This is a genomic window from Sulfitobacter sp. M85 (assembly GCF_029285915.1).
Taxonomy (GTDB): Bacteria; Pseudomonadota; Alphaproteobacteria; order Rhodobacterales; family Rhodobacteraceae; genus Sulfitobacter; species Sulfitobacter faviae.
In genome coordinates this window covers 441,858-459,719 of sequence record NZ_JABECQ010000003.1, presented here as the reverse complement: position 1 = coordinate 459,719, position 17,862 = coordinate 441,858, and the positions used below count along the sequence as shown (strand labels likewise).

The following is a 17,862-nucleotide window of genomic DNA, read 5'->3' as shown; positions in this document are numbered from 1 at the left end:
AGGGGGTGGCCTGCGCGCGTGGAAGGGTGGCGCGGGGGCGCACCTTACCTAAGGTCCGATCGCGTGTTGACCCCGGCCTGCCGGGCAGTAAGCTGCGCCCGACCGTCCCCCGGTCACGCATTTTCAAAACGGCAGCCAATATCATGACAAAGCAGAATAAACTCGCCCCCGGTCGTTCGTACCTCGCCATTCCCGGCCCCTCGGTCATGCCCGACGCGGTGCTGAGCGCGATGCACCGCGCGGCTCCCAATATCTATGAGGGCGAGTTGGTCGAGATGATGCCTGCGCTGGCCGCGGACCTAAAGCGCGTGGCGCGTACAGATCGTCATGTGGCGATGTATATCAGCAACGGCCACGGCGCTTGGGAAGCCGCGCTGAGCAATGTCATAGCCCCCGGTGACCGGGTGTTGGTGCTGGCCACGGGGCGTTTCGGCCATGGCTGGGCCGAAATGGCAACGGGGCTGGGGGCAGAGGTGGATATCCTCGACTTTGGCCGCAACGCGCCTGTCGATCTCGCGCAGGTGGCCGAGCGTTTGAAGGCCGACAGCGGCCATCAGATCAAGGCGGTGATGGCTGTCCATGTGGACACCTCAAGCTCGGTCCGCAACGATGTGCCGGGTCTGCGCCGCCTGTTGGATGAGGCGGGCCACCCCGCGCTCTTGATGGCCGATTGCATCGCGTCATTGGGCTGTGAGCGCTTTGAGATGGACGCTTGGGGCGTTGATGTCATGGTCACCGCTTCGCAAAAGGGGCTGATGGTGCCGCCGGGCATGGCCTTCGTCTTTTTCAACGACCGGGCCGAGGAAGCCCGTGCGCGTCTGCCCCGCGTGAGCCGCTATTGGGATTGGTCGCCGCGCGCCCATGCGCAGGAGTTTTATCAATACCACGGCGGCACGGCGCCGACGCATCACCTCTACGGCCTGCGCGCCGCCCTCGACATCATCCATGAAGAGGGGATCGAGCAGGTCTGGCAGCGCCATGAAACGCTGGCCCGTGCGGTTTGGGCGGCCTGCGAGGCGTGGTCGGCGGAAGGCAGCCTGCGGTTCAACATCGAAGACCGCGCCCTGCGCAGCCATGCCGTCACCGCGCTGCGGCTGCAAGCGCCCCATGCGACCGACTTGCGCGATTGGGTGCAGGGCAATCTCGGTCTCACACTGGGCGTGGGTCTGGGCATGGCCCTACCGGGGGAGCCCGCGTGGCACGGGTTCTTCCGCCTTGGCCATATGGGCCATGTGAACGGCCATATGATCATGGGGCTGCTTGGCGGGATCGAAGCCGGGCTTTCGGCGCTAAAGATCGACCACGGCCCGGGCGCCTTGCAAGCGGCGGCGGAGGTGATCGGCGGGGCTTAAGCCCCGCGCGCGTCGGCTAAAGCCTCGGGCAAGGCGGCGGCGAAGTGATCCAGTTCTTCCGCCGTGCTGCAACTGATGCGGATGCAGCGGTTTTGCGGCGCAGCGAAGGGCATCCGCACGAAGATCCCCCGCGCCACCAGCGCGTCGAGCACCGCCTTCGCGAAAGCGCCATTGCGGCCACAGTCGACCGCGACGAAATTGGCGGCAGAGGGGAGGGTGCTCAGCCCGTTTTCTTCGGCGATTTGGGCGATCCGGCGGCGCGCCTCGGCGATCTTGGTCTGAACCTCTTTCAGGTAGCTCTGATCCTGCACCGCCGCCAAAGCCCCCGCCTGCGCCGCGCGGTTCAGGCCAAAGTGATTGCGGACCTTGTGAAAGGCGGTGATCAACTCGGGCGCGGCGATGGCATAGCCGATCCGCGCCCCGGCAAGGCCGTAGGCTTTGGAGAAGGTCCGCATCCGGATCACCCGTGGGTCTTCGGCGGTAAGTTCGGGCGCGGTGCCTTCAGGGGCGCATTCGATATAGGCTTCATCCAGCAATAGCAGGCTGCCTTGGGGCAGGTCGTCGAGCGCGCGTGCCAGTGCCGCGCCCTCATGCCAAGTGCCCATCGGGTTGTCGGGATTGGCGAGGTAGACGAGCTTGGCGTCCACCTCCGCCGCCTTGGCGAAAAGCGCCGCCGGGTCTTCGTGATCGTCGCGGTAGGGCACCTTGTGCAGCACGCCGCCGAAGCCCGTGACGTGGTAGTTGAAGGTAGGGTAGGCGCCTTCGGAGGTCACCACCGCATCACCTTCGCCCACCAGCAGACGGACGAGGTAGCCCAGCAGCCCGTCAATGCCTTCGCCGACGATGATGTTCTCGGGCGCGATGCCGTGCAGTTCGGCCAGCGCCGCGCGCAACTCTACGCTTTCGGAATCGCCGTATTTCCACATTTCGGTCTCTGCCATGGCCGCGATGGCGCGGGGCGAGGGGCCAAAGACGTTTTCATTGGCGCCAAGCCGCGCTTTGAACGGGCGGCCAAGTGAGCGCTCTTGCGCTTCGGGGCCCACGAAGGGGACGTTGGCGGGCAGGCGTTCGGCGAGGGGGGTGAGGCGTGCATATGTCATGCGCCAAGGTGTAGGGGCGGGCCCGTGAGAGGGCAAGTGCCGCAGCACCTGCCGCCACGTTTTGCTGGTGCCGCGCGATGATCTGCGCTGAACTGCGCCAAACATTCAGGAGAACAGCCATGCCCCGCGTCACCACCCGGATCGAAGACCATATCGCCTATGTGGCCCTCACACGCGCCGACAAGATGAACGCGGTGGATGATGAGATGATCGAGGCGATCATCGCGGCAGGGCAGGAGGTTGCGGCCTCGGACGCCCGGGTGGTGCTGCTCTCGGGCGAGGGCAAAGGCTTTTGTGCGGGCATTGATATTGGCGGGCTCTCGGGGATGCTGGGGCAGGATGTCGAGGCGTTGATCATGCCGCGCAGCCATGGCGAAGGCACGACGAACAAATGGCAAGAGGTGTCGATGGTTTGGCACCGTTTGGAAATCCCGGTCATCGCGGCGCTGCATGGGGTGGTTTTCGGCGCCGGGATGCAACTGGCGCTTGGGGCGGATATTCGGATTGCCGCGCCGGATACGAAGCTCGCTGTGATGGAGATGAAATGGGGCATCGTGCCGGATATGGGCGGCATGGTGCTGCTGCCGCGTCTGGTGCGCTCGGATGTGTTGCGGCGGTTGACCTATACCGCCGCGCCGGTGGACGCCGCGCAGGCGGAGCGTTGGGGGTTGGTGACGGAAGTCGCCGATGATCCGCAGGCGGCCGCGCTGGAACTGGCGCAGGTGATCGCGGGCAAAGGGCCGAATGCGATCCGCACGGCGAAGCGGTTGATCGGATATGCGGAGACGGGCGCATCGGATGCGGATGTGCTCTTGGCCGAGTCGCGTGAGCAGGCGGCGCTGCTGGGTAAACCCGAGCAGATGGAGGTGATCGCGGCGGAATTCGGCAAGCGGCCCGCGGTGTTTAAGTAAGCCGGCTTGCGAACCGGTCACGTTGAACGAAACAGCCCGGAATCAAGGCCGCAGGCCGCCGGGCAGCGCCAGACCGCCCAAACGGGCTGGCGCTTTTGCAATCGGAGTGCCGTCCTGTGAGCTTGGCGTAAGTGCTGCGGGGATAAACTGCCCAACTGGCGCGTCAGATGCGCCACCCCGCGGTCTGGCACTCCCCGGCTTGCACGCCGATTGCCTGTCTCGCAACAGCCCGGAATCAAGGCCGCAAGGCCGCCGGGCAGCGCCAGGCCGCCCGGCCGGGCTGGCGCTTTTGCAATCGAAGTGCATTCCTGTCAGCTTGGCATAAACGCGGCAGAGATAAACTGCCCAACTGCCCCCTATGCAGCGCCATCCCGCGGTCTGGCGCTGCCCGGCTTTGTTGGTCTCAGCCCAGTTCCGCCAGCCGGTCCAGTGCGGCCTGCAATTGGTCCGCCTCTTCCTGACGTGCCGCGAGATTCGCCTGCGCTTCGGCCACGACCTCTTCCGGCGCGGAGGCGGCGAACTTGGGGTTGTTCAAACGCCCCTTCAGCCCACCGATCTCCTTGCCCAGCTTGTCGAGCGATTTCTGCAGACGCGCCTTCTCGGCATCAATGTCGATGAGACCGGCCAAGGGCAGGCCGAAGCTCGCCCCCGGGGCGGCGATCGAGACGGTGCCTTTCGGGAAGCTGTCGCTCCGCTCAAGGCTCTCGACCCGCGCCAGACGCTTGATCATCACCTCGTTCCGGTCCCATGCGCCTTGTGCTGCCTCGTCCATATCGGTCACCAGCATCGGCACCTTCAGCCCGGCGGGCACATGCATCTGCTGACGGGCGGAGCGGATGCTCTCGATCAGGCCGATCACCCAATTGAGCTCCCGGTCCGCGTCGGCATCGAGCAGATCGGCGGTGGTGTAGGCGGGCCAATCGGTGAGGGCCAGCAGCTCTTCGCGCTTGGCGGTGGTCTGCCAAAGTTCCTCGGTGATGAAGGGCATGATCGGATGCAGCAGGATCAGGCATTGCTCCAGCACCCAGGCCATGGTGGCCCGGGTTTCCTCGGCCTCAGGCGCGTCGTCCTGCAACAGCGGCTTGGAAAGCTCCACATACCAGTCGCAGACCTTGCCCCAGACAAAGGCGTAAAGCGCATTGGCCGCGTCGTTGAAGCGGAAGTTGCCGAGTGCGGCGTCAACTTCCTCGCGCACGCGGGCGGTCTCGCCCACGATCCACTTGTTCAGCGTGGCGGTCGGCTGCGGCATCCCGGCGGGCATGGCCTCAAACACGCCGTTCATCTCGGCGAAGCGGTGCGCGTTCCACAGCTTGGTGCCAAAGTTGCGATAGCCCGCGATGCGCTGCGTCGAGAGCTTCAGGTCGCGTCCCATGGCGGCCATCGACGTCAGGGTGAAGCGCACGGCGTCAGCGCCGTAGTCGTCGATCAGCTCCAGCGGGTCGAGCACATTGCCAAGGGACTTCGACATCTTCTTGCCCTTCTCATCACGCACCAGCGCGTGGACATAGACGGTGTCGAAGGGTTTCTGATCGACCACGGCATATTGCATCATCATCATCCGGGCGACCCAGAAGAAGATGATGTCGAAACCGGTGACCAGCACGGAGGTCGGGAAGTATTTTTCCAGCTCGGCCGTCTGCTCGGGCCAGCCCAGCGTGCCGATGGGCCAGAGCCCGGAGGAGAACCATGTGTCGAGCACATCGGGGTCGCGGTAGATACCCACGGACACAAGCTTTCCACCGCTTTCGACATAGGAACTTGTGCCTTCGCGCAGTTCGACCTCCACGTGGTCGCCGAAGCGAGCCTTCACCTGAGCAACTGCTTCTTCGCTGGTTGATGCGCAATACTCATTGCCTTCGTGGTCGAACCAAACCGGAATCTGGTGCCCCCACCAGAGCTGGCGCGAGATACACCACGGCTCGATGTTCTCCAGCCAGTGGAAATATACCTTGCGGTCCTGTTCGGGCAGGATCGTCACTTCGCCCGAGCGCACGGCGTCGATGGCGGGCTGCACGATCTTGTCGGTGGCGACGAACCACTGGTCGGTCAGCATCGGCTCGATCACCACCTTGGAGCGGTCGCCGAAGGGCTGCATGATCTTCTTGGCCTCCACGAGCGGCACGAGGTTCTCTTCCTCGGTGCGCATCTCGCCGCCTTCGCCGGGCTCGACGGGGGCCTTCTTGGCGGCGCGGCCAAGGCGGGGATCGGTCGCCTCGGTCATCACGGCAAGGCCCTCGGCGGTCACGTCCTGAACCACGCGCTTGCGGGCCTCGAAACGATCCAAGCCGCGGTAGGCGTCCGGCACGAGGTTGATCTCGGTCGCGTCCTCGGGCGCGGCTTCGGAACCATCTGCGATGGCCTGCGCGCGCGCGGCGGCCTGATCGTAGGGCAGGCCATCGGCGCGCATCCGGCCTTGGGTGTCCATCAGCGCGTAAAGCGGGATGTTGTTGCGCTTGGCCACGCCGTAGTCGTTGAAGTCATGCGCGCCGGTGATCTTTACCGCGCCCGAGCCGAAGTTCTTGTCCGGATATTCGTCGGTGATGATCGGGATGAGGCGGCGCTGCTCTTTCGGGCCGACGGGAATTTCGCAGAGTTTCCCGATGATTGAGGCGTAACGCTCATCCGATGGATGAACTGCAACGGCACCGTCGCCCAGCATGGTCTCGGGCCGGGTGGTGGCGATGGAGATATAGTCGCGCTCTTCCTCAAAGAGCACGTTGCCGTCCTCGTCGCGCTCGACATAGGTATAGGTTTCACCCCCCGCCAGCGGGTATTTAAAATGCCACATGTGGCCGTCGACCTCGGTGCTCTCGACCTCGAGGTCGGAGATCGCGGTCTCAAAATGCGGGTCCCAATTGACCAGCCGCTTGCCGCGGTAGATCAGCCCCTTGTTGTACATGTCCACAAAGACCTTAATGACGGCATCGTGGAAATTGCCTTCTTCACCCTCGGGCGCACCGGGCGCGCCGGACATGGTGAAAGCGTTGCGCGACCAGTCGCAGGAGGCGCCCAGACGGCGGAGCTGGTCGATGATCGTGCCGCCGGATTTCTGCTTTTGCTCCCAGACCTTGGCGGTAAACGCCTCGCGGCCCAACTCGCGGCGGCCGGGCTGGCCGGTGGCGGCCAATTCCCGCTCCACCACCATCTGCGTGGCGATGCCCGCGTGGTCTTGGCCGGGCTGCCAGAGGGTGTCGAAACCCTGCATCCGGTGCCAGCGCACGAGGATATCTTGCAGTGTGTTGTTGAACGCATGGCCCATGTGCAGCGAGCCGGTGACATTCGGCGGCGGGATCATCACCGAGAAATGCTCATCCCGCTGCGCATTCGCGCCCGCTTTGAACGCGCCCTTGGTCTCCCAATCGGCGTAGATGCGGCTTTCCGCCTCGGCGGCGTTGAAGGTCTTTTCGAGTGCCATGGTCATGATCCCTTTTGTTGCGCCCCGTTTAGCGCTCTGGCGCGGTAAGGGAAAGACCCCTGACAGGGGGTGAGGCGCGGGGGCAGGGCTCAGCCGCTGCGGTCGATCTTGGTGCTGAGGTGGATCAGGCTCTCGCTGCCCTTAACGCCGCGGGTCTCGCCGATGCGGTCAAGGGTCTCGTCCAACTCCTGCGTGGTCTGCGCCGCGATCTGCACCAGCAAGTCGAAGCGTCCCGAGGTCGTGTGCACCACCTGCACCGCAGGCAGGCTGCGCAGCCGCGCTAAAACCGCGGGGCCCGCGCGCAGCTCGATATTGACCAGCGCAGTGGCATGCAGCGGCGCGCGGGCCGCTTCGCCCAAACGCAGCGTATAGCCGAGGATGGCGCCGCAGCGTTCCAACCGTTCCAGCCGGGCCTGAACGGTGGTGCGGGCAAGGCCAAGGCCGCGCGCCAGATCGGCGACCGGCTGGCGGGCGTTGGATTGCAGCGCCGCGATCAAAGCGCGGTCGGTATCGTCAAGTTGTTCTGTCATTTCGTCAATTTGCCCAAAGTTCACATCACTTTAGGCGGTATGACACGATGAATCGACCGAAATCCGCGCTTCACTGGGAAAAAGCAGTGAAGAGGCCCCCATGCAGCATATCGCCCCCCTTTCCGACACTCCCGCAGACTATTTGGCGAAACACAGCCCCGATAAGCCGGTGTTGTTTTTGGCCCCTTCGGTGCTGCAAGCGACCGCGCGGCGGTTTCAAGCGGATTTCGACGGGCTGGTGACCTATGCGGTCAAGGCCAACGACCGGGCGGAGGTGCTGTCGAACCTTGTCGCGGCGGGGATCACCACCTTCGATGTCGCCTCCCCGCCAGAGATGGCGGCGGTGCGGGCGGTCTGCCCGCAGGCGGTGCTGCATTACAACAACCCCGTGCGCTCGGCCTCCGAGGTGGAGGCCGGGATCGCGGCGCGGGTCTATAGCTGGTCGGTCGACGACATGTCGGAACTGGCCAAGCTGCGCGACGTGCCGCGCGACAATGAGGTGGCGGTGCGCTTCGCCTTGCCGGTCAAGGGCGCGGCCTATGACTTCGGCTCGAAATTCGGCGCGGCCCCTGAAGAGGCGGCGGCGCTATTGCGCGCTGTGGTCGAGATGGGGTTCACGCCGTCGATGTGTTTCCACCCCGGCACGCAGTGCAACGATCCGCAGGCTTGGGTGCAATATGTCCATGCGGCGGCTGATATTCTGCGCATGGCCGGTGTCTCGATCGACCGGTTGAACATCGGCGGGGGCTTCGCGGTGGACCGTGGATTTGACGCGCCAGACCACCGGGCCGTCTTCGCCGCGGTCAAAACGGCGCTGGCCGAGAGCTTTGGCGCGGATGCGCCTGCGCTGCTCTGCGAGCCGGGCCGGGCGATGGTGGCCGATGCCGCCGTGTTGGCCACCCGCATCAAAGGGATGCGCAACGACGGGCGCACTGTCTTTCTGAACGATGGTATCTATGGCGGGCTGCCTGATCTGCGCGACATGGGGCTTTCGGGGCTTGTCGATGTGGTCGGCCCCGATGGCATGCGGCGTCAGGGGGCGACCAAGCCGCGCGTGGTTTTCGGCCCCACTTGCGATTCGCTGGACCGTCTGCCCGATGGCCTGCCGCTGCCCGAAGATGCGCAAACCGGGGATTACCTCTTGTTCGGCGGCATGGGGGCCTATTCCATCGCCATGTCGACCGCCTTTAATGGCTATGGGTTGGCAGGGGTGACACTGGTTTCAAGCCTTAAAGACGCGCTTACCCGCAAGGCGGCCTGAGCCTCTGGACACTGGCGGCGCGCCCGCTACTGTTGCGCTGAAAGAGGCAGGGCAGCGAGGGCGGTGTCAGATGGAAAAGTTCGGGAAAAGCCAACCGGTCAAACGGGTGGAAGACCACCGCTTTCTGACCGGTACGGGCCGCTATGTCGATGATATCGCCCCCGCTGAGGCGCTGCATGGCGTCTTTTTCCGCGCGCCCGTGGCCCATGGGGTGATCACTGAGTTGGACGTAGACGAGGCCCGCGCGGCGGATGGCGTGCATCTGGTGCTGACCTGCGCCGATCTGGAAGCGGCGGGAATGAATATTGCTCTGCCGCATACGGTCGTCGACAACCGCGATGGCAGCAAAGGCGCGGCGCCGCTGCGTCCGATGTTGGCAAAGGATCGCGTGCGCTATGTAGGGGAGCCGGTGGCGCTGGTGGTGGCCGAGAGTTTGCAACAGGCCCGCGATGCGGCGGAAATGATCCTTTTCGACGCTGATGATCTGCCCGCCAAGATGGACATCGCCCCGGGGGGAGAGCCTCTGCACGCAGAGGCTCCCGACAACCGCGCCTTTGACTGGCATATGGGCGATGAGGCCAAGGTCAAGGCGGCTTTCGCCAAAGCCGCCCATCGCGTCAAGCTGGAGATCGGGGACAACCGCATCATCGTCAACGCCATGGAGCCGCGGGGCTGCTATGCAGAATGGACCGAGGGCCGGTTGCATGTGGCGCTGGGCGGGCAGGGCGTCTGGGCGCATAAGGGGTTTCTGACCAAAGCCTTCGGCCTGCCCGAAGACGCAGTGCGCGTCACCAATCCCGATGTCGGCGGTGGGTTCGGCATGAAGGCGATGACCTACCCGGAGTATTTCTGCGTGGCCCAAGCCGCGCGGGCGCTGGGCCGCCAGGTGCGCTGGATGTCAGAGCGGACCGAAGCCATGCTCACCGACAACGGCGGGCGTGATCTGGTGTCTTGGGCCGAGTTTGCCTTTGACGAAAACCACAAGATTACCGCCTACCGTGTCGATACACGCTGCAACCTTGGGGCCTATAACAGCCAGTTCGGCCAGCCGATCCAGTCGCAGCTCTTCTCCAAGGTCTTGATGGGCGTCTATGACGTGCAAGACACCTATCTGCATGTCGAAGGGTTCTACACCAACACCGTGCAGGTCGACGCCTATCGCGGGGCCGGGCGGCCCGAGGCGATCTATGTGCTGGAGCGGCTGATGGACCGTGCCGCGCGGGAGTTGGGCGTCGATCCTTGGGAGTTGCGGCGGATCAACTTCATCAAGCCTGAGCAATTCCCCTATACCACTGCCACGGGCGAGCTTTACGACGTGGGCGATTTCGCGCGGCTGCTGGCCCGTGTGGGGCAGGAGGCCGACCGCGACGGTTTTGCCGCGCGCCGGGCGGCGGATGCCAAGCGTGGCCTGCTGCGCGGGCAGGGCCTGTGCTACTATATCGAGAGCATTCTGGGCGATCCTTCCGAAGGGGCCAAAGTGGTCTTTGAGGAGGATGGACGCGTTACGATCTATGTCGGCACCCAAAGCAACGGGCAGGGGCATGAGACGGTCTATGCCCAGTTCCTCTCGGATCAGACCGGCATCCCCGCCGAGCGGATCGACGTGGTGCAGGGCGATAGCGACCTGATCAAGAAGGGCGGCGGCACCGGCGGCTCACGCTCGGTCACCACCCAGAACACGGCGACCTTGGCCACCGTGGCGAAGATCACCGAAGTCTTCACCGCGTTTCTGGCCGAGGAATTGGGCGTCGCCGCCGCGGATATCAACTTTGATGACGAACGTTTCCGCGCAGAGGGCTCGAACATCAGCCCGACGATGCTTGAGGTGGCCGAGATGGCCCGCGCTAAGGGCCGGGACGATCTGCTCAGCCACCATGAACGCGCCAGCCTGCCGGGGCGCAGCTATCCCAACGGGGCGCATGTGGCCGAGGTGGTGATCGACCCCGAGACCGGGGTGGTGACGCTCGACCGCTACACGGTGGTCGATGATTTCGGCAATCTGATCAACCCGATGCTGGCCGAGGGGCAGGTCCACGGCGGGGTGGCGCAGGGCATTGGCCAAGCGGTGCAGGAGCGGGTGGTCTATGACGAGGACGGCCAGCTTTTGACCGCCACCTTCATGGATTACGCCATGCCCCGCGCAGCGGACCTGCCGATGATCTCCTTCACCTCCGAACCGGTGCCCTCCACAGCCAATGTCATGGGCATGAAGGGCTGCGGGGAGGCGGGCACCGTTGGTGCCTTGGCAGCGGTGTCGAATGCGGTGCAAGATGCCCTGTGGGAACGCGGCGTGCGGCAGGCGGATATGCCGTTCACCCCGCACCGTGTCTGGGAGATGCTGCAAGGTGCCGCAATCGCAGCCGAGTAAAACCCTGTTCCAACGTCTCTTTGGGCGGTTCTGGCGGCGGCCTGAGAGCGATTTCGGCCCGCGCCGGGGGGCGGTGACCCATGTCATCATCCTTGACGGGACCATGTCCTCGCTCGACCTAGGGCGCGAGACCAACGCGGGCATCGCCTATGGCCTCTGCCGCGAGATGGGCAGCGCCCTGTCGATCTATTACGAGCCGGGGCTGCAATGGCGCGATTGGCGCAGCGCGTTGGATGTGATCCTTGGGCGCGGGATCAACCGGCAAATTCGGCGCGCCTATGGCTATCTCGCCTCGCGCTACCGTCCCGGAGATCGGATTTTCCTGATGGGCTATTCGCGCGGTGGCTATGCGGTACGCTCGCTCGCCGGGGTGATCGACCGGGTGGGGCTTCTGCGCGCCGAGGTGGCGACAGAGCGTAACATCCGCGATGTTTACCGCCATTATGAGGCGCACCATCTGAGCAAGGCGGGCGAACTCTTTGCCCGCGCCAAATGCCACCCCGAGGTTGAGATTGAGGCGATTGGCGTTTGGGATACGGTCAAGTCGCTGGGCCTCAACGCGCCGCTGTTCTGGCGGTTCTCGCAGCCGCTGCATATGTTCCACAACCACGACCTAAGCCGCAACGTGAAGAACGGCTTTCAGGCGCTGGCCCTGAACGAGACCCGCGTCGCCTATGCCCCGGTGCTATGGACCACGCCCGCGGGCTATGACGGGCGGCTGGAACAGGTCTGGTTCCCCGGCACCCATGGCGACGTGGGCGGCCAGTTGGGCGGGCATGAGGCCGCGCGCCCCTTGGCCAATATCCCGCTGGTCTGGCTGCTGTCGCGGATGGAGGAAAGCGGCCTGCCGCTGCCCGTAGGCTGGGCCACGCGGTTCGATCAAGACCCCGCTGCGCCCTCCATCGGGCGCTGGCGCGGCTATGGCAAGATGCTGGTGACCCGCCGCCGCCGGGTGGTGGGCGCGGATCCGTCTGAGCGGCTGCACGAAAGCGTGGAGCAGCGTCGCGAACAAGCCGCGCCGCAACCGGGGTTGCTGGCCCGGATGCAGGGTGTGATCTCCGGCCTTCAGTCGGGGTCGCGGTCCGAGGGGTGATTGATGCCATCGCTATAGGGCAGCGGCTCCATCTCCCATGGCAAGACCCCTTCGATCGCACCAAGGTTCACGCCGCATTCATCGGGGGTCGAGCGGCGGCGGTGGTGGGTATAGATGCCGCAGGTCTTACAGAAGTAGTGCTGCGCCGTATGGGTGCCCCATGTGTAGCGCGTAAGGTTCTCGGCCCCTTTCAACACGGTCACCGTCTCGGCCGGTGCCGTTACCGTGGCGGCGGCGCGGCGGCGGCAAAAGGAACAGGTGCAGCGCGCGGCCGAGGCTAGACCGCGCGGGAACAGCGCTTCGATCACCACGGCCCCGCAGTGGCAAGAGGCGCGGCGGGTTTCGGAGGTTTCGGTCATTTGCGTCTCACTTTCGGAATGCGACTTTCGCTCAGGTCATAATCGGCAGCGGCATGGGGCGGATGGCCGTGGGTCTGCCGCCAAAAGGCAAAGCCGCCCCGCCGCAGCCAGAGTGGCAGGGTTAGAACCAGCCCCGCGATGAACCCGCCCGCATGGGCCCAATAGGCCACCCCGCCGGTGCCCGGCGTGGCCCCGATCCCGCCGATGAACTGCATCCCGAACCATAGGCCCAGCATGATCCACGCGGGGATCGCGAAGATGCGGAAAAACACGATGAAGATCACCAGAATGTCGACCTTGGCGCGCGGGAAGAGCAGCAGGTAGCCTCCCATCACCCCAGCGATCGCGCCCGAGGCTCCGACCATGGGCACCCATGAGAGCGGTTCTGTCACGACTTGGCCCAGACCCGCGGCGATGCCACAGGCAAGGTAGAACAGCAGATAGCGACCATGGCCCATCTCATCTTCGACATTGTCGCCGAATATCCACAAAAACAGCATGTTACCCGCCAGATGCATCCAGCCGCCATGCAGGAATTGCGAGGTGATGAGGCCGAAATATCCCTCCCCATGGCTCAGCCGCGCGGGCAGCAGGGCGTAGCTGTAGTAAAACTCTGCCAAGGCCCGCTCATCCGCCATCAGCGACAGGGAAGACAGAAACACCCCGATGTTGAGCGCCATGAGCGCATAGGTGACGAAGGGCGTTCGGCCCGAGGGGTTGTGATCGCGGATCGGGAACATGCGGGCCAGCCTTTGCCAAGTCGTCCGCAGCGTCAAGCGGCGGAGGGATCAGCGCAGTTAGCTGCGCCCGCCGGGGCATCTGTCAAGCGGAACCGAGCAAATCCCGCGCGATCCGCTCAAAAATACCGGCGCCCACGGGGATCAGATCATCGGGGAAGTCGTAATCGGGGTTGTGCAGGGCGGCATAGCCCTCGCCGGGGCCGAGGCAGAGCATTGCGGCCTTGGCATCGCGCCCGAACAGGCCGAAATCCTCGGAGGCGCGCATCGGCAGGTTTTTCTGCCCGTGTGACACGCCGAGCGCGTCCATCGCCGCGGCGGCGATCGCGTAGGCTTCGGGGTGATTGATGGAGGCGGCGAAATGGTCTGATTCCGCGAAAGCTGCCGTCAGCCCATGGGCCTCGGTCACGCGGGCGACTTCGGCGCGCAGGGCCGCTTCGATCTCGGCCAGCGCCGCGTCGCGGGTGCTGCGCAGGGTGGCGTAGAGCGCCGCTTCGCCCGGGGCGACGCCAAAGGTCGGCTCACCCATGCGCAGATGGGTGAGGGTGACGAGGCGGAAGTCATCATCAAGCGGCCCGCCGGGGCCGAGCGCTTGCAGCGCCGGGATCAATTCGGCCAGCGCAGGCGCAGGGGAGGTGCCGTCTTCGGGGCTGGCGGCATGGGCGGTCTTGCCGTGCAGGGTGACGGAGATGCCCTTCGAGGCGCAGTTGATCAGCGCGGGCGCGGTGTCGACATGGCCAAAGGGGCGGCCCGGCTCGACATGGATGGCAAAGGCGTAATCGGCGGCGATCTCGGCATAGCTGGGGTCGTTCACCACCGCCCGCGCGCCGCTGCCATCCTCCTCGGCGGGTTGGAACATCAGCACCACGCGGCCCTTTGCGACGGGGCGGCGCGCCATCATCCGGCCGAGCGCCAAGAGCATGGTCATATGGCCGTCGTGGCCGCAGACATGGGACTTGCCCGGCACTTTGGAGACCCAAGGAATGTCATGTTCCTCGGGGATTGGCAGGGCGTCGAGTTCCGCGCGGAAAAGCACCGTGGGGCCGGGGCTGCCGCTGTCGAAAACCGCCGCTACCCCATGCCCGCCAAGGCCGGTGAGGATGCGCGTAGGCGCGAGCTTTTCCAGTTCCGCCGCGATGGTCCGGGCGGTTTCCACTTCCTCGCCCGAAATCTCGGGGTATTGGTGGAGCGCCCTGCGAAACTGCGTCAACTCTTCGATATCGCGGTTCGTCAGCATGGCGCTCCCCTAATTGCGCGGCCCGTTCAGGCCATCATCCCCAAGAGCTGTGCATTGCCGCCCGAGGCGGTGGTGTCAACACAGACATGGCGCTCGGCACGGACGCGCGCGGTGTCGGGCTTGCCGCGCAGAAGCGGGATGATCGCCCCCTCGCGGGCCGCCAGCGCCTTGTCGATTTGCCGCGCCGTCTCCTCATCGCCCCACCAGAGCACGCCGCCATAGGCCGGGCCGGTGGTGAGCGCTTCGGGGTCGATGGGGCCTGTGGCCTCAACCGCCACGCCGCCGAGGGCGCGCACGGCTTTGGCCTGCGCCGCCGCCGTCTCGGCCCCCGGGCCCATGCAGAGAAGCGCGGGGCGGGGCAGGGTCGACAGGCGGTTGCTCTCGCCGGTGGGTCCGGGCATTGACTGGGTCTCTAGAACGGTTGGCTGATGCGCGGGCAAGGCGGGCAGGCTCTGCTGCGCGCTGTCCCATGTGCCGGAAGCCTCCTGATGATCGGGGGCGGCGAAACGCGGCAGGTAGTTCGGCCCGCCCGCCTTAGGCCCGGTGCCCGAGAGACCCTCGCCGCCGAAAGGCTGGCTGCCGACGATGGCGCCGATCTGGTTGCGGTTGACGTAGATGTTGCCCGCCTCGATCCTCTCGGAGACATGCTGCACCCGGTCGTCGATCCGCGTGTGTAGGCCGAAGGTCAGGCCATAGCCAGTGGCGTTGATCGCGTCGATAACGTCGTCAAGCTCGTGGCTCTTAAAGGTCGCCACATGCAGCACCGGACCGAAGATTTCGCGTGTCATATCGCTGATACCGTTCACCCGCAGGATCGCCGGACCGACGAAAGTGCCGTCTTCGGGCGCCTTCAACTCGGCGATCAACCGGCCCTCGGCGCGGCCGGTTTCGATATGATCCACGATGGTCTTGCGCGCAGCTTCGTCGATCACCGGGCCCACGTCTGTCGACAGATGCCACGGATCGCCCATGCGCAGCGCCTGCATTGCGCCCTTCAGCATGGTGATCAGGTCCTCGGCGATGTCCTCCTGCACGTAGAGGCAGCGCACGGCGGAGCAGCGCTGGCCCGCGGACTGGAAGGCACTTTCGACGATGGCCTGCACGGCCTGCTCGGGCAGGGCGGTGCTGTCGACGATCATGGCGTTGAGGCCGCCGGTCTCGGCGATGAGCGGGGTGCCGGGGGCGCAATGCTCGGCCATATTGGCGCGGATGCGCAGGGCGGTGGCGGTGGAGCCGGTGAATGCCACGCCGTTGACGCGGGCGTCGCCCGTGAGTGCCGCGCCCACCTCGCCGCCGCCCGGCAGCAGTTGCAGCGCCGCGCGCGGCACGCCGGCTTCATGCAGCACTTTGACGGCAAGCTGTGCGATCAGCGGGGTTTGCTCGGCCGGTTTGGCCAGTACGGCATTGCCTGGGGCCAGTGCTGCCGCGACCTGCCCGCAGAAGATCGCCAGCGGGAAGTTCCACGGCGAGATGCAGGTGAAGAGGCCCGCGGGCGGCTCGTTGGTGGCTTGACCTGCGTAGTAGCGCAGGAAATCCACCGCCTCACGCAATTCGGCCACGCAGTCGGGCAGACCCTTGCCAGCCTCGCGGGCGAGGATGGCGAAGATCTCGCCGTAGCGGTCCTCGAGCATGTCGGCGGCGCGCAAAAGCGTGTCGCGGCGGGTGTTGAGAGGCGCGTCCCAAGGCGCGGCAGTGTCGAGCGCCGTGGCCACATCGGCCTTGGAGGCAGGGCGCACGGTCCCGGGGGAGGCACCCCCGGTAGGGTTGGCGACGGTTTCAGCCGCCTCGGGCGCAGCTTCGCCCGCCAGTAGCGGTGCGGCTTCCCATATGGCGTCCGCAAAGGGCGCACGGGCTTCTTCGATCGCAGCGAGGGTTGGGGTATGCGCCAGATCGAAGCCGCGCGCATTGGCGCGCTGCGGTTGGAACACCTCCGGCCCTTTCGGGATCGTTGGGGCGTTATCCTGAAGTTGGTCGAAGGGATCGGCGGCCACGACTTCGGGCGGCACGTCCTCGTCAACGATCTGGTTCACGAAGCTGGAGTTCGCCCCGTTCTCCAAGAGACGCCGGACGAGATAGGCCAGCAGATCACGGTGCGCGCCCACGGGGGCGTAGATGCGACAGCGGGTGCCGTGTTTCTGCATGACGATGTCATGCAGGGTCTCGCCCATGCCGTGCAGGCGTTGGAACTCGTAAGCCTCGGGATCGTCGGCCATATGCAGCACGGCGGCGACGGTATGGGCGTTATGGGTGGCAAACTGCGGGTAGATGCGGTCGGTCATGCCCAAGAGCTTACGGGCGTTGGCGATATAGCTCACATCCGTCGCGGCCTTGCGGGTGAAGACCGGGAATCCGTCGATCCCCTCGACCTGCGCTTGCTTGATCTCGGTGTCCCAATAGGCGCCTTTCACCAGTCGCACCATGATGCGGCGGTCATGACGCTGCGCCATGTCGTAGAGCGTGTCGATTACCACGCCGGCGCGGGGGCCGTAGGCCTGCACGACCACGCCGAAACCGTCCCAGCCGGCCAAGGCAGGCTCGCCCATCACCGTGTCGATCACCTCGAGCGAGAGTGCCAAACGGTCGGCCTCCTCTGCATCGATATTGAGGCCCATGCCGGCGGATTTTGCCAAGAGCGCCAGCGCCCGCAGGCGCGGCACCAGATCGCGCATCACGGCCTCTTCCTGCGCCAACTCGTAACGCGGGTGCAGGGCCGAGAGCTTGACCGAAATGCCGGGGTTCTTGCGGATGTCGTCATGGGTGCAGGCATCTGCAATGACCGAGATCGCGCGGGAATAGCTGAGATGGTAGCGCTTGGCATCAGCCTCGGTGCGCGCGGCTTCGCCCAGCATGTCGTAGCTATAGGTGAAGCCCTTCTTTTCCATTCCGCGGGCGCGTTTCATCGCGCCCTGAATGTCCTCACCCAGCACGAACTGGCGGCCCATTTCGCGCATGGCGCGGCTGACGGCGGTGCGGATCACCGGCTCGCCCAGACGTTTGATCGCCGCCCGCAGGTGGCGCACCGGGCCGGGCTGGTCGTCGTCCAGCACGCGGCCCGTCAGCATCAGCGCCCATGTCGACGCGTTGACGAGGCTGGAGGTCGAATGCCCCATGTGACGGCCCCAATCGGAGGGCGCGATCTTGTCTTCGATCAGCGCGTCGATGGTCTCGGCATCCGGCACGCGCAGCAGCGCTTCGGCCAGACACATGAGCGCCACGCCTTCCTCGGTGCTGAGCCCGTATTCGGCAAGGAAGACTTCCATCATGCCGGGGGCCGAGGTGCCGCGGATGTCACGCACCAGACCCGCCGCATCGGCGGTGATCTTGGCGCGGTCCTCGGGCGAAAGATCGGCCTGTGCCTTGAGCTCGGTCAGCAGCGCGTCAGGCTCGGCATAGGTGCGCGCGTCGATGGTTTGGCGAAGGGCGGGGGCGTGATCGAGGGCCATGGCAAGCTCCAGTTGATGTTTGGACCAGAATACCGCATGTTGAGAAGGTTAATCGA

The 17,862-nt window shown here is 65.4% G+C and carries 12 protein-coding genes; 5 read left to right on the top strand and 7 right to left on the bottom strand.

Annotated elements, in window-relative coordinates; genetic code table 11:
• Nucleotides 1-143 precede the first annotated feature (143 nt).
• On the top strand, nucleotides 144-1,352 hold the full coding sequence (locus tag HKX24_RS08435; RefSeq protein WP_271691776.1) for an aminotransferase class V-fold PLP-dependent enzyme: 1,209 nt from the start codon (nucleotides 144-146) through the stop codon (nucleotides 1,350-1,352).
• Here the strand turns inward: HKX24_RS08435 and HKX24_RS08430 are convergent.
• Nucleotides 1,349-2,452 carry a pyridoxal phosphate-dependent aminotransferase gene (locus tag HKX24_RS08430; protein ID WP_271691775.1) on the bottom strand — a complete coding sequence of 368 codons (1,104 nt, stop codon included), beginning with the start codon at nucleotides 2,450-2,452 and terminating at the stop codon, nucleotides 1,349-1,351. The genes HKX24_RS08435 and HKX24_RS08430 overlap by 4 nt on opposite strands.
• Before the next feature lie 119 nt (nucleotides 2,453-2,571).
• Here HKX24_RS08430 and HKX24_RS08425 point away from each other — a divergent pair, with 119 nt between their 5' ends.
• Nucleotides 2,572-3,363: a crotonase/enoyl-CoA hydratase family protein gene (locus HKX24_RS08425; RefSeq protein WP_271691774.1), complete on the top strand. Its 792-nt coding sequence runs from the start codon at nucleotides 2,572-2,574 to the stop codon at nucleotides 3,361-3,363.
• 403 nt (nucleotides 3,364-3,766) lie between these two features.
• Here HKX24_RS08425 and HKX24_RS08420 read toward each other — a convergent pair whose 3' ends face one another.
• Together HKX24_RS08420 and HKX24_RS08415 are read right to left on the bottom strand one after the other, a co-directional pair.
• Nucleotides 3,767-6,778, bottom strand: a complete 3,012-nt coding sequence (locus HKX24_RS08420) for a valine--tRNA ligase (protein WP_271691773.1) — start codon at nucleotides 6,776-6,778, stop codon at nucleotides 3,767-3,769.
• An 89-nt stretch (nucleotides 6,779-6,867) separates the two neighbouring features.
• Nucleotides 6,868-7,308: an Lrp/AsnC family transcriptional regulator gene (locus HKX24_RS08415; RefSeq protein WP_271691772.1), complete on the bottom strand. Its 441-nt coding sequence runs from the start codon at nucleotides 7,306-7,308 to the stop codon at nucleotides 6,868-6,870.
• Between the two features lie 100 nt (nucleotides 7,309-7,408).
• Between HKX24_RS08415 and HKX24_RS08410 the strand changes: the two genes are divergently transcribed.
• The 3 genes from HKX24_RS08410 (at nucleotide 7,409) to HKX24_RS08400 (ending at nucleotide 12,030) form a co-directional block, all read left to right on the top strand.
• Entirely contained in the window at nucleotides 7,409-8,569 is a 1,161-nt protein-coding gene (locus tag HKX24_RS08410; protein ID WP_271691771.1) for a type III PLP-dependent enzyme, read from the top strand.
• A 70-nt stretch (nucleotides 8,570-8,639) separates the two neighbouring features.
• Complete coding sequence (locus tag HKX24_RS08405) at nucleotides 8,640-10,937, top strand: xanthine dehydrogenase family protein molybdopterin-binding subunit (protein WP_271691770.1); 2,298 nt, start codon at nucleotides 8,640-8,642, stop codon at nucleotides 10,935-10,937.
• Nucleotides 10,938-11,010: 73 nt separating this feature from the next.
• On the top strand, nucleotides 11,011-12,030 hold the full coding sequence (locus tag HKX24_RS08400) for a DUF2235 domain-containing protein (RefSeq protein WP_271693837.1): 1,020 nt from the start codon (nucleotides 11,011-11,013) through the stop codon (nucleotides 12,028-12,030).
• On the opposite strand, the gene HKX24_RS08395 is transcribed toward HKX24_RS08400, so the two are convergent.
• The 4 genes from HKX24_RS08395 to putA all read right to left on the bottom strand — a co-directional run bounded on the left by HKX24_RS08395 (nucleotide 12,003) and on the right by putA (nucleotide 17,806).
• Complete coding sequence (locus tag HKX24_RS08395) at nucleotides 12,003-12,389, bottom strand: GFA family protein (protein WP_271691768.1); 387 nt, start codon at nucleotides 12,387-12,389, stop codon at nucleotides 12,003-12,005. The genes HKX24_RS08400 and HKX24_RS08395 overlap by 28 nt on opposite strands.
• On the bottom strand, nucleotides 12,386-13,129 hold the full coding sequence (locus HKX24_RS08390; protein WP_271689547.1) for a rhomboid family intramembrane serine protease: 744 nt from the start codon (nucleotides 13,127-13,129) through the stop codon (nucleotides 12,386-12,388). The genes HKX24_RS08395 and HKX24_RS08390 overlap by 4 nt, the downstream gene beginning before the upstream one ends.
• A gap of 82 nt (nucleotides 13,130-13,211) precedes the next feature.
• The gene (locus HKX24_RS08385; RefSeq protein ID WP_271691767.1) at nucleotides 13,212-14,363 is read right to left on the bottom strand and encodes an amidohydrolase; all 1,152 of its coding nucleotides are present in this window, start codon (nucleotides 14,361-14,363) and stop codon (nucleotides 13,212-13,214) included.
• Nucleotides 14,364-14,389: 26 nt separating this feature from the next.
• Nucleotides 14,390-17,806 carry a bifunctional proline dehydrogenase/L-glutamate gamma-semialdehyde dehydrogenase PutA gene (gene putA, locus HKX24_RS08380; RefSeq protein WP_271691766.1) on the bottom strand — a complete coding sequence of 1,139 codons (3,417 nt, stop codon included), beginning with the start codon at nucleotides 17,804-17,806 and terminating at the stop codon, nucleotides 14,390-14,392.
• Nucleotides 17,807-17,862 lie beyond the last annotated feature (56 nt).